Source organism: Streptacidiphilus cavernicola (assembly GCF_042510955.1).
In the GTDB taxonomy this organism is placed as follows: domain Bacteria; phylum Actinomycetota; class Actinomycetes; order Streptomycetales; family Streptomycetaceae; genus Streptacidiphilus; species Streptacidiphilus cavernicola.
Genome location: NZ_JBHFAB010000019.1, coordinates 55,291 through 67,127, shown reverse-complemented (window position 1 = coordinate 67,127; position 11,837 = coordinate 55,291). Strand labels below are relative to the sequence as shown.

11 protein-coding genes are annotated in these 11,837 nt (G+C 73.9%); 4 read left to right on the top strand and 7 right to left on the bottom strand.

Translation table 11 applies throughout. The features are described from left to right. The first annotated feature begins 139 nt into the window (after positions 1-139). Positions 140-1,741: an ankyrin repeat domain-containing protein gene (locus ACEZDE_RS23620; RefSeq protein WP_380539170.1), complete on the top strand. Its 1,602-nt coding sequence runs from the start codon at positions 140-142 to the stop codon at positions 1,739-1,741. A 26-nt stretch (positions 1,742-1,767) separates the two neighbouring features. On the opposite strand, the gene ACEZDE_RS23615 is transcribed toward ACEZDE_RS23620, so the two are convergent. The 4 genes from ACEZDE_RS23615 to ACEZDE_RS23600 form a co-directional block, all read right to left on the bottom strand. Next, positions 1,768-2,679 (bottom strand): leucine-rich repeat domain-containing protein, encoded by a 912-nt coding sequence (locus ACEZDE_RS23615; protein ID WP_380539167.1) that lies wholly within the window; start codon positions 2,677-2,679, stop codon positions 1,768-1,770. Then, positions 2,676-3,563 (bottom strand): TIGR02452 family protein, encoded by an 888-nt coding sequence (locus tag ACEZDE_RS23610; RefSeq protein ID WP_380539164.1) that lies wholly within the window; start codon positions 3,561-3,563, stop codon positions 2,676-2,678. The genes ACEZDE_RS23615 and ACEZDE_RS23610 overlap by 4 nt, the downstream gene beginning before the upstream one ends. A gap of 44 nt (positions 3,564-3,607) precedes the next feature. Next, positions 3,608-4,558, bottom strand: coding sequence for a S66 peptidase family protein (locus ACEZDE_RS23605; protein ID WP_380539415.1), 951 nt, complete (start codon positions 4,556-4,558; stop codon positions 3,608-3,610). Between the two features lie 209 nt (positions 4,559-4,767). Beyond that, positions 4,768-5,250: a VanZ family protein gene (locus ACEZDE_RS23600; protein ID WP_380539161.1), complete on the bottom strand. Its 483-nt coding sequence runs from the start codon at positions 5,248-5,250 to the stop codon at positions 4,768-4,770. A gap of 46 nt (positions 5,251-5,296) precedes the next feature. Between ACEZDE_RS23600 and ACEZDE_RS23595 the strand changes: the two genes are divergently transcribed. Next, positions 5,297-5,497, top strand: a complete 201-nt coding sequence (locus ACEZDE_RS23595; RefSeq protein ID WP_380539158.1) for a hypothetical protein — start codon at positions 5,297-5,299, stop codon at positions 5,495-5,497. A gap of 22 nt (positions 5,498-5,519) precedes the next feature. On the opposite strand, the gene ACEZDE_RS23590 is transcribed toward ACEZDE_RS23595, so the two are convergent. Together ACEZDE_RS23590 and ACEZDE_RS23585 are read right to left on the bottom strand one after the other, a co-directional pair. Further along, entirely contained in the window at positions 5,520-6,452 is a 933-nt protein-coding gene (locus tag ACEZDE_RS23590) for an ATP-grasp domain-containing protein (RefSeq protein WP_380539155.1), read from the bottom strand. Between the two features lie 128 nt (positions 6,453-6,580). Continuing rightward, on the bottom strand, positions 6,581-8,263 hold the full coding sequence (locus ACEZDE_RS23585) for a SpoIIE family protein phosphatase (RefSeq protein ID WP_380539152.1): 1,683 nt from the start codon (positions 8,261-8,263) through the stop codon (positions 6,581-6,583). Between the two features lie 300 nt (positions 8,264-8,563). Here ACEZDE_RS23585 and ACEZDE_RS23580 point away from each other — a divergent pair, with 300 nt between their 5' ends. Continuing rightward, positions 8,564-10,117 (top strand): carbohydrate-binding protein, encoded by a 1,554-nt coding sequence (locus tag ACEZDE_RS23580; RefSeq protein WP_380539149.1) that lies wholly within the window; start codon positions 8,564-8,566, stop codon positions 10,115-10,117. 178 nt (positions 10,118-10,295) lie between these two features. After that, a complete protein-coding gene (locus tag ACEZDE_RS23575) occupies positions 10,296-10,868 on the top strand; it encodes a hypothetical protein (RefSeq protein ID WP_380539147.1) in 573 nt (190 codons plus the stop codon). 31 nt (positions 10,869-10,899) lie between these two features. On the opposite strand, the gene ACEZDE_RS23570 is transcribed toward ACEZDE_RS23575, so the two are convergent. Further along, on the bottom strand, positions 10,900-11,790 hold the full coding sequence (locus ACEZDE_RS23570) for an NmrA family NAD(P)-binding protein (protein WP_380539144.1): 891 nt from the start codon (positions 11,788-11,790) through the stop codon (positions 10,900-10,902). Positions 11,791-11,837 lie beyond the last annotated feature (47 nt).

Sequence of the window (11,837 nt, the reverse complement as noted above, 5' to 3'; positions counted from 1 at the left end):
TCGTCGGCACACGGCGCGTCGGAGCGCCCCCGGTCCGCGGGAAGGGCTCAGCCCATCCGGGCGGAACCCGGTGCGTACGATCCCCGCACTCCTTTCGGCCTGACCATGCGGACAGCAGGCATGACGAGAGGAGTCCGCTGTGCCGGACCGTCCTGCCCCCCGTCGGGCCGCCCTGCCCGAGAACGCCGACCTGGGCCACCTGCGCGGCCAGGCCCGCACCCTGCAACGCGGTGTCCGCCGCGGCGACCCGGCCGCGCTGCGCCGGATCCGGGCCCAGGGCCTGGCCGCCGGGTCGGGCGGAACGGGCGCCGCCGTCCCGCTCGATGCCTTTCCGCTCAGCGCCGCCCAGCTCGCCGTCGCCCGGGAGTACGGCTTCGCGAGCTGGCCGCGGCTGAAGCACCATCTCGACACCGTCGCCCGCTACCGCTGGGATCCGGCCGCCACGGCCGACCCCGAGCCGGACGAGACCTCGGCCGACCGCTTCTGCCGCCTCGCCTGCCTCGGCTACACGCCCGCGGACGGCCCGGACCGCTGGGCCCGCGCCGCCGCGCTGCTCGCCGACGAACCGGGGTTGGTGAACGCTCACTCCGGGGCCGCGGCAGCCGCCGCGGACGTGGCCGCGCTGCGCCGACACCTCGCCGCCGACCCGTCCGCGGCCGTGCGGCACAGCGGTCCGTACGGCTGGTCCCCCCTGTTCCACCTGGTCTACTCGCGCCTGAACGCGCCGTCAGGAGACGCGCCGGCCGCCGCCCGGCTGCTGCTGGAGGCCGGGGCCGATCCGCACGAGGGCTACCTCTGGCACGGGCTGCCGAGCCCGTTCACCCTGCTCACCGGCGCCTTCGGCGAGGGGGAACAGGGGCCGGAGCGCCAGCCGCGCCACCCGGACGCGCTCGCGCTGGCCCGGCTGCTGCTCGACGCGGGCGCGGACCCGGCCGACAGCCAGGCCCTCTACAACCGGATGTTCGGCTCGGACGACGACCACCTCGTCCTGTTGTTCGCCCATGGCCTGGCCGAGAGCGACGGCGGGGTCTGGAAGTCCCGTCTCGGCGACGCCCTGGCCACCCCGGGGGAGATGCTGCGCGGCCAACTCGGCTGGGCCGTCGACCACCGGATGCCGGAGCGGGTCCGGCTGCTGGCCGCGCACGGCGTCGATCTGCGGACGCCGCTGGACGGCAGCACCGGCAGCACCGGAGGCACCTTCGCCGAACGCGCCCAGCGCAACGGCGATCCGGAGCTGGTCGCCCTGTTGGTGGCCCACGGAGCCGATGCCCCCGTGCCGACCCCGGCCGAGGCCCTGCTCGGTGCGGCCCTGGCTGGGGACGGGGCGGCCGTCACCGCGCTGCGCGCCGCGCACCCGGAGGCCGCAGGTGAGGCGCGGGCGGCCCGTCCGTCGGCGATGGTCTGGGCGGCGGCCCAGGGTCCGGCGCAGGGACGGGCTCAAGGATCGCCCCAGGGGCGGGCGGAGGTGCTGGGGCTGCTGGCCGGTCTGGGCTTCGACGTCAATGCGCTGGGTCGCGGCGACATCCCCTCCGACCAGCCCTGGGAGACGGCGCTGCACCATGCGGCGATGGCGGGTGACGTTCCGTCGGTACGGCTGCTGCTGAGCCTCGGGGCGGACCGGACCGTCCGCGACCGCCGCTTCGACGGCACGCCCCTGGACTGGGCCCGCCACTTCGGCCAGGAGGAGACGGCGGCGGTGCTCGCGGCGGAGCCGGGGGTGACGGGCCCGCCGCCGGGGTGACGGGCCGCGGCGAGGCGGCGGTGGCGTCACAGCAGGACCGTGCAGCCCCGGTGTTCCAGGTCGCTGACCCACTCCTCGGTCCGCCGGTCCAGCTGGAGCGGGTTCCAGCGGAGGTCCAGCTTCTCCAGCAGCGGCAGGGACGCCAACTCTGCTGTGGGGAGCCGCCGCAGGCGGTTGTTGCGCAGGTCCAGCCGGGTGAGCGCGACCAGCCCGCCCGCCACCACGGGTGGCAGCTCAGCCAGTTGGTTGTTGCGCAGGTCGAGGTGGCTCAACCGGCTCAGGTCGCCCAGTGACGGCGGCAGCTCCCGCAGCTGATTGTCCATCAGCCGCAGTTCGCGGAGCTGCCGCAGGCCGCCGACGGAGTCGGGCAGATACGTCAGTTGATTGTCCATCAGATGCAGTTCCCGCAGCGCGCCGAGCCGTCCCAGGGACTCCGGCAGGACGCTGATCCGGTTGCCGTAGAGGCGCAGTTCGCGCAGTTGGGCCATGGCGCCGATGCCGGACGGCAGGGCGCTGAGCCGGTTGTCCGTCGCGCCCAGGTAGCGCAGCCGGGTGAGTCGGCCGATCCCGGTCGGCAGCGAGGTGAGCCGGTTGTCGGCGACGTAGAGGTACCGGGTCAGACCGGAGAGGTCCCCGAGGGTGTCCGGCAGTTCGGCGATGCGGTTGTGGGCCAGGTCCAGCGTGTGCAGGCGGCGCAGCGTGCCGATCTCGGCCGGGACCGCCGTCAGCAGGTTGTCGGCGAGGTTGAGGGTGTGCAGGGTCGGGGCCAGCAGGGCGATGCCGGGCGGGAGTTCGGTGATCCGGTTGCGGTAGGCGGAGAGCAGCTCCGGCCCGCCCGCGCCCTCTACGCCGTCGGTGCCGTCCGGGCTCCGGAAGAGGGACGGGTCCAGTTCGGTCAGGCCGGTGCCGTCCAGGCGTAGTTCGCGCGCTGCGGTCATCCGGCGAAGCGGTGGGTGAAGGCGTCGCGGTTGGCGGAGTGGGTTCCCCGGTCCCAGACGGCGAAGACGATCTCGTCGAAGTCGCGACGGTTGCCCAACTCGTCGCCTTCCAGGTGCTGGTGGAACGCCTCGGCCACCGCTGTCGGCTGGTTGGCGAACACTCCGCAGCCCCAGGCGCCCAGCACCAGCCTGCGGACGCCGTGCGCCGCGGCGACCGCGAGGACCCGGCCCGCGCGGCGGCGCAGTGCGGTGTCGATCGCCGGTCCCGCCGCCGGATCGCGGCGCAGCATCTGGCCCGCGTTGGGGGCCGGGCTGGTGAGGAAGGAGACCAGGTAGGGCTCGGGCAGCAGCGCCCCGTTGCCGCGGTGCACCGGCACCTGCGGGGACCAGATCACCCGGTCGCTGTAGAGCAGGTCGTCGGAGGCGCGGTGCGGCTCGTAGTAGTCGTGCTGCGTCCGGATCAGGCAGCTGTAGAGCAGCGCTTCGCGGCAGAGGTCCTCCTCCTGGGCCTTGGCGCCGCGCAGGTAGCCGCCGCCCGGGTTGCGCGCCGAGGCGAAGTTGAGCACGGCGACCTCACCGGCTCCGCTGTCGCACAGCCGCCGCGCCGCGTCGAGGGTCTTCTCCGCGGTGACCTCGATCCGCAGGGCACGGTCGGCGGGCCCGTCAGCAGGCCCGCCGGGTCCACTGGGTCCGGCAGGCGCGGCCCCGGGCGAGCGTCCCGACGGCCGCGAAAGCGCCTCCTCCGGCTGATGGCAACGGGTGCCGGTGGCGGCGGCTTTGAGCGCGGCCTCGATCGTGACCCGGCTGCCGTCAGCCGCCCAGTAGTGGCCCTCGGCGGCGATGCGCTCGTTCTCGGTCGCGATGGTGTGCAGTCTGCTGCTCATACCCGGAGACGCTAGGCCAGGCCGCGCGTCCCGGCGAGCGATATTCACACCGTCGCTGACGCGTCCGGCCCCGCGACGTCCAGGGCGGGCAGGTCCAGGGTGATCGTCCCGGCGTCCGCGTCCAGCACGGCGGGCAGGCCCAGCGGGACGGTGAGGCTGGTCGGGCCGTGGCCGAAGCCCAGTTCCCAGATCACCGGGACGCCGAGCGGGGCGAGCCGCTCCAGCATCAGACCGCGGATGCGGTCCGGTGAGGGGCGGCAGTCCTGCCAGGAGCCGAGGGCGATCCCCGCCACGCCGTCCAGCGCGCCGGAGCGCAGCAGGTGGGTGAGCAGCCGGTCCAGGGCGTAGAGCTCCTCGTCCACGTCCTCGACGACCAGGATCGCGCCCGCGAAGCCGGGCCGTGCGTGCGGTGTGCCGCGGTCGGAGGCGAGCAGGCTGAGGCAGCCGCCCGCGGTGACGCCGCGGGCCCGGCCGGGCAGCAGGCACTCCGCGGTGGGGGAGCCGAGGGTGCGCACCCGCTCCGGCTCGAACAGGGTCAGCCGCAGGTGCTCCACGGTGGCCCGGTCGGCGCCGAACACGGCGGCGGCGGCCATCGGCCCGTGCAGCGTGGCCAGCCCGAGGCGGACCGCGAGTGCCTCGTGCAGCGCCGTCACATCGCTGTAGCCGACCAGGACCTTGGGTCCGGCGGCGGCCATCGCGGTCCAGTCGAGCAGGTCGACCACCCGCTGCGCGCCGTAGCCGCCGCGGGCGCAGACCACCGCGGCGACGTCCGGGTCGAGCCAGGCGCGTTGCAGGTCGGCGGCTCGGTCACGGTCGGGTGCGGCCAGGTAGGGCAGCTCCGGGTGCCCGGCCAGGACGTGCGGCATCACCTGGACCCGCAGGCCCCAGGACCTGAGGATCTCCACGCCGTGGTCCAGCCGGTCCTGCTGCACGGCGCCGGAGGGCGCGACCACGGCGACGGTGTCCCCGGCGACGAGCCTGCGCGGACGCCGCAGCGGGGGCACCTGCGGTGCGGCGGGGGACGGTGCGGCAGGAGCTGGTGCGGCGGGGGACGGCGTAGAGGCGGGGGATGCTGCGGAGGCGGGTGGCGCGGGCGGCGTGGGCTGGGTGGACACGGCGTCAACTCCTCGTGATCAAGACGGGCCCACCGTACCCGGCTGCCGCCCGCACCGCTGCCCCCACCTCACTGAGCCCCGCGCCGGGGTCAGGCGGTGGTCCGGCGCCGGGAGCCGAGCAGGCGCTGCCACCAGTGCCGGTGTCCGGGGTGGATCCGCAGCGAGAGGTAGCGGCCGACCGGGACGTATCCGATCACGGCGCCGACGGCGGCCAGGATCAGGTCGTCCACGTCGAAGGAGCGGCCCTCGATGAAGTAGTGCTGCGTCAGCTCCAGGATCAGCACCACGAAGGTGGTGGTCAGCACCACCCGGAGCAGCCCCCTGGCCCGCGGGCTGATCAGCGGCAGCAGCAGGCCGAAGGGCACCCCGATCAGGATGTTCCCGCCGATCTGAAGCGCGGCCTCGCGTACCGAGGGCTGGTCCAGGTAGAGCCGGATCGAGGTGCCCGGATCCAGGTTGGTGTGCGCGATCCCCACCGACGCGGGGGAAGGGGTCAGCGTCAGTTTCAGCACCACCGCGGCACAGACCGTGAACGCGAGCAGCGCGACCGTGCCGACCAGCGCCCGGAGCATCCGGAGGCCCAGGGACGGACCTTGCCGTGACGGAACGTCAGCAGCCTTGCGCGGCAGCCGCTTGAGCCTCGGCTTCGGGATCGAGCGCTTCGGCGCGGGCTTCGCCGCTGCCGGCTTCGACTTCGGCTTCGTCTTCGGCTTCGGTCTCGGCTTCGCAGCCGTTGCCGCCGACGAGTCGCCGCGTCGCAGTATTCCGTTCAGCATGCTCCCTGTGCCTCCTGGCTCAGCCATGTGCGGCACCGTATGATCCGCCCCGCCCCTGGGCCCGTCTACCCAGCTCCCAGCTGCTCATCCGTGCCCGCGAACAGTGTCTTCAGCAGTGCCGACGGGTCGGTTCCGGCCGGGAGCCCGCTGACCTGTCCGTCGCCCACCTCGACCACCCGCCAGGCGCCGTCCTCGCGCAGCGCCAGGTCTGTGCTGACGAAGCGGCAGCCGAGGGCGGCGACCAGCGGGCGGACGGCCGCCAGGTCCGGGCAGGGGAGCAGTTCGGGGCTGTCGGGGTGAGGGGTCGTCAGAACCGGTCCCCCGTCCAGCCACCAGATCCGGGCCTCGCCGGTCGCGGCGGAGAAGCGCTCGAAGGCGCGCAGCACCACGCCGCCCGCGAGGGAGTCCTCCCGCACCTCGACGAAGCGGGACACCACCCGGTGGACGGCCTCGGTGTCGGCGAGGTCGGGGAGGTAGCAGGCGGTGTCCCACTCGTGCTTGCGGGACTTGACGTAGTCCTTGACGATGCCGGCCCCGGGCGGCAGGGAGCGGGCCAGCGCCGCCAGCTCCTCCCGGGTCGGAGCCTGGCCCGGCGCGCAGGCGAGCCAGCCGCTCGCGGGGGTCGCCTCCGCGAACCGGTGGTACCAGCCCGGGAGCTGATGGGCCGTCCGGTACTGCTCGGCGCTGGTCCGGAGCTGTCCGCCGCGGGCCGCGAGGGCCGTCTCCAGCTCCGCGTACGCGGCCACCGGGATCATCCAGCCCCGGTACCACAGCGGCCCGAGATCCTTCGGCACCCGGCGGACGGCCTCGGCGGCGTCGCCCGCGAGCAGCGCGTCGTGGTCGAGCAGGGCGACCGCCGCGCCGAGGTCGCGGGCGGCCGTGGCGTGGTCGGCGAAGTGCGGGTCGCAGCGGGCGGGCCGCAGCGGGTCGCAGCAGAGCAGCAGCGAGGCGCTGACGGTGGGGGAGGCAGCGGCAGAGGCGGCGGCAGAGGCGGTCACCCCGTCACGGTAGCGACGGACGCTGCCCCCCGCCCCCGAGTTTCCGGCGACCCTGTCCTGCCACCTACCTCGCCGTGTCGCTACCCCTGCCGCCCCCGCCTCTCCGCCCGCCCCCGCGGGGCCCCCGCTCAGCCCGGCAGGATCCTGGCTGCCAGTACCGCCACGTCGTCCTCGGCGTCCTTCGCGTTCAGGCCGGTGAGCAGCTGCTCCAGGATCTGGTCCAGGCTCGCGGCGCTCCGCAGGCGCAGCCCGGCGAGACGGGCCAGGGAGACGTCGATGTCCTCGTGCCGCCGTTCCACCAGGCCGTCGGTGTACATCAGCAGGGTGCGGCCCGGTCGGACCGCCGTGGTGAGCGAGCGGTAGCCGCCGAACCCGCTGCCCAGCGGCGGGCCGACCGGGACCGGGATGAGCACGGTCCGGTCGCCCTCACGGACCTGGGCCGGGGGGAGGTGGCCGGCGCTGGCGTAGGTGCAGACCCCGCGCCGCGGGTCGGCCAGGGCGAGCAGGCAGGTGGCCGGGCGGGCCGAGGCGACCTTCGACATCATCTGGTCCATCCGCTCCAGCACATGGTGCGGCGGCAGCTCCTGCTCGGCGACCACCCGCAGCATCGAGCTGTAGCGGCTCATGTCGACCGCGGCGGCGACCCCGTGGCCCATCACGTCGCCGATCACCAGCAGTGTCCGCCCGCGCGGCAGCAGCACGCTGTCGAACCAGTCGCCGCCGACCAGTGCGCTGCTGCCGGAGGCGAGGTAGCGGGTGGCGATGCTGAGGCCCCGGTGCGGGCGGGTCGGCCCCGACAGCAGGGCGCGCTGCAGTTCCAGCGCGATGTGGTGCTCCTGGGTGAAGCGGCGGGCGTTGTCGAGGCTGATCGCGGCGCGCCCGGCCAGGTCCTGGGCAGTGATCACGTCCTCCGGGCTGAAGGTGGGGGAGTCGCCCGCGCGGACCATGCTGACCGTGCCGACCGGCACCCCGCGCGCGGTCAGCGGCACCACCAGCGCGGAGTGGATTCCGGCGGCCCGGTACGCGGCGACCCGCGCCGGGGTGGGCGCGGACCGGCTCACCGAGGCGTCGCTGAACAGGTTCTCCACGATCGGCTGCCCGCTGGCCAGGCAGCGCGGGATCGCCGCCCCCGGCTGGTAGTCCACGTGCTCGCCGGGGCGCCCGAACACCCTTACCGCCTCCCGCAGTTCGGGGACCGACTCCATCGCCGCCCGGCGCAGCCGCAGCACACCGGGCGGCGCGGGACGGGTCTCGGTGCTGTGCTCGTGCGGGAAGACCTCCACGGTGGCGGTGTCGCACAGCTCGGGCACCAGGAAGGCGGCCAGCTCGCCGCAGGTGGCGTCCATGTCCAGGGTGGTGCCGATCATGGTGGCGGCCCGGTCCAGCAGGGCCAGCCGGGCCCGGGTGCGCTCCAGCGCCTGCTGCTGCTCCCGCGAGTCGGTGACCTCCAGGACGATCCCGACGATCCCGAGCACCCGCCCGTCCTGCTCCAGCCGGTGGTACGCGCCGTGCCAGTAGCGGCGCTCCCGGTCCGAGCTGGCCCGGGTGTGCCCGCTGGAGGTGACCTCCCGGGGGACGCCGTCGGCGAGGACCAGGCGCAGCACGTCCTCGCGGGCGTCGACGCCCGGCAGCATCTCGGCGATGGTGCGGCCGAGGTGGTCGGCGGCGGGGGCGCCGTTCATCCGCGCCAGGGTGGGGTTCACATAGATGTAGCGCAGCTCCTGGTCGAGCAGGGCGACCCCGGCGGTGGTGCCGTCCAGCACCTGGTGCAGGATCCGGCTGGTGCGCGGGTCCGCGGCGTCACTGAACACCCGCCCCCACCCGCCCTCCCGCTTCGTGCTCCTCGGCCCATCCTGCGGGAGCGGGCCACCGCCCGCATCCCGGCTCGCCCCGAACGGCCGCCAACCGCCCCGGACGGAGCAAGCGCGTGCATGACAGTCCGTTCGGAAGATGAACGCTGCGCGGTGTATTGACGGCCCTTCAGCTACGGGATGACACTGCGTTACGTGGTCAGAAGTCGCTTGTCCATTGCTTGAGAGCGCTTCCATTCCGTTGATTCAAAGGAGGAAGTCGACTCCAGCTTCACTTCACGAACCGAGGAAGGCACCCCCATGCGCAGACCCACCCCGCCGCGCCCTTCCCTGCCTCCCAGCCCCGGCCGGTACCCCGGCTCCCGGCACCGGCGTCCCCGGCTCAGCCGCCGCACGGTGGCGCTGTTCACCGCGATGGCGCTGCCGCTGGCCGGGCTGCTCGGGCTGTCCGTCGCCGCGGGCAGCGCCTCGGCCGCCGTCCCGCCCGCGCCGGCCGGCTGGACCACCGCGTTCAGCGACGACTTCAACGGGGCCGCCGGCACCGGCCTCAACACCGCGGACTGGCTCTACGACACCGGCACCAACTATCCCGGCGGGGCCGGGAACTGGGGCACCGGCGAGGTGGAGAGCGAGACCAGCTCCACCGCCAACGTCTACCAGGACGGCTCAGGCCACCTGGTCATCAAGCCGATCCGGGACGCCGCGGGCAACTGGACCTCCGGCCGGGTGGAGACCCAGCGCACCGACTTCGCCGCACCGGCCGGCGGCGAGCTGGAGCTCAGCGCCTCGCTCGAGCAGCCCAACCCGGCCTCGGGCACCGGCTACTGGCCCGCCTTCTGGGCGCTGGGCGCGGCGGCCCGTCCGGTCGGCGCGACCAACTGGCCCAGCATCGGCGAGCTGGACATCATGGAGGACGTCAACGGCCTCAGCCAGCACTCCACCACCTTCCACTGCGGCGTCGACCCCGGCGGCCCCTGCAACGAGACCACCGGCATCGGCAGCGGGCTGCAGGCCTGCAGCGGCTGCCAGACCGGCTACCACACCTACTCGGTGATCCTGGACCGCACCGACACCGCCGCCGAGCAGCTCCGCTTCTACCTGGACGGCGCGCAGACCTTCACCGTGAACGAGAGCCAGGTCCCCACCGCGACCTGGCAGGCGGCGGTCGACCACGGCTTCTTCGCCATCTTCAACGTGGCCATCGGCGGCGCCTACCCCAACGCCATCTGCGGCTGCGGCTCGCCGACGGCGGCGACCTCCTCGGGCGCGGCGATGAGCGTGGACTGGTTCGCGGCGTACGAGAAGCCCGCGGGCGGCAGCAGCACCACGCCGACCCCCACGCCTACGCCTACACCCACTCCGACCCCGACGCCCACCCCGACCGGCGCCGGCGGCAGTGGCGGCGGCACGCTGTGCACCACCACGGCGACCGCCTCCCTCTCGGCCGACTGCTACAGCGCCGCCCAGGGGACGGTCACCGTCCAGGCCGCCACCGGGGACACCGACCCCAGCGGGGTGGACGGCAACCAGGTGGCCCAACTGCACAACGGCAACTGGCTCAAGTACAGCGGCGTCAACTTCGGCAGCGGCTCCAGCCAGTTCCAGGCCCGGGTCGCCTCCGGCGCGGCGGGCGGCGTCAGCGGGCTGGTCGAAGTCGTCCTGGACAACCCCGCCAACGCCCCGATCGGCAGCTTCGCGGTGGGGAACACCGGCGGCTGGTCCAGCTGGCAGACCGTCCCCGCCAACATCGCCACCACCACCGGCACCCATGACGTCTACCTGGTCATGTCCTCGGCGGCACCGGGCAACCCGCCCTACGTCAGCCTCCACTACGTGAGCTTCCCGGCCCACTGACCGCCGACCGCCCAAGGCCGACCACTGGCCGCCGCCCGCACCCGGGGTCCCGCCACTCGGCGGGGCCCCACAGGTGGAAGTGGGGCTAGGACCAACCTAGGACGGGCCCTGGAACGGTGGGGCTTGCTCGACTCCAGCCGAGTCGGGCCAAGTCGCTCGCAGTCAAGGAGACAGCAGCATGCTCAAGCTCCCAAGGACCCGACGCGCCACCGCTCCGAAGGCCGGACTGCTGAAGTCCGGACTCGCCGTCGCCACCATGGCCGCCGTCGCCGTCGCGGCGCTGCCCGGCAGCGCCTACGCCTCGATCAACATTCCCAACCAGCAACTGGGCCTCCGTCAGACCGGCCAGTGCATCGTCGGCGAACCCGGCGCCGGCAGCTTCATGGGCACCTGCGGCGTCTACGGGATCGACACGGACTGGAACCTCGAGTCCGTCTACCCGGACGCGCCGAACCACGCCTATGCCAACGTCCGCATTCGCGGCACCGACCTGAACGAGTGCCTCACCGTCCTGGGCCAGGTCGGCCCCGGCGGATTCGGCAACGAGGTCTCTCCGCGCCCCTGCGACGGGTCGGCCGCCCAGGAGTGGGCCAGCACCCGCAGCGCGGACGGCTACCTCAACTACTTCAACTTCCAGTACCGGGTCTGCCTCGACGGCGGATACTCGGACACCTACGGCTACCCGGAGAACGGCTGCAACGCCCACGGCGAGAACCACTACGAGGACTGGTCCTACCTGGGTCCTGCCTGACCGAGCCGTGCCCTCGGGCACCGCGGCCCCGTCACCGCATGGCCGGCCTCAGGACGTCCTGGCACCACTGGCGGAAGCCGGTGGCGGCGGCTGAGGCCGGGTCGCGGGGTTCGGCGTCGTAGATGCCGTTGTTCTGCGCGACGATCATGTCGGCCATGTCCTGGGCCAGCGCGGGGCTCGCGCCGTGCTGCAGCATCCGGGCCCGGAACTCCGCGACCGGCACCTGCTGGTAGCGCACCGTGCGGCCCAGGGCGTCGGAGATGATCCCGGCCATGGCGTCGGGGGTCAGCCGGTCGGGGCTGACCACGGGGACGCGGGCCTGTCCGCTCCAGGCGCCGTCCAGCAGGAGCGCCGCTGCCGTGGCGGCCACGTCCTGGGTGGCGACGAGCGGCAGCGGCCGGTCCGCGGCGTTCGCCAGGGAGAACACCCCCTGCTCAGTGATCTGCTGGGTCTGCCGGAACAGGTTCTCCATGAAGAACGGCAGCGCCAGGGCCCGGTGTTGCACGCCGCTGCTCTCGATCAGCCGGTCCATGTCGAGCGCGGCCGACAGCAGTCCGGCCTCTCCTCGGTGGCCGTGGCCCAGCGTGGTGACGTGCACCATCCGTACGTCCCGGCGCGCGGCCTCCTGGGCCGCGGCCCGGGTGAAGTCCAGGTAGTAGCGCCCGGCCGGGCCGGCGTCGGCGAACCCGGCCGGGGGCACCAGCCAGAACAGCCGGTCGGCGCCCTCCAGCGCCTTCGCGATCGTGTCCGGGTCGGCGTGGGAGCCCGGCACCACCTCGGTCTGCGCGCGCACGTGCTCCGGGAGGCGGGAGGGGTCGCGGACGATCACCCGGACCGGCTCGCCGCGGTCCAGGACCCGGTCCAGGACCTGTCGGCCGATGTCGCCGGTCGGCGTGGTAATAACGATCATGAGAGCCTCCATGAGGTGTTCCGGGTGGTCGGTTTCGAGTGAACCCGGAGCAACGGCGC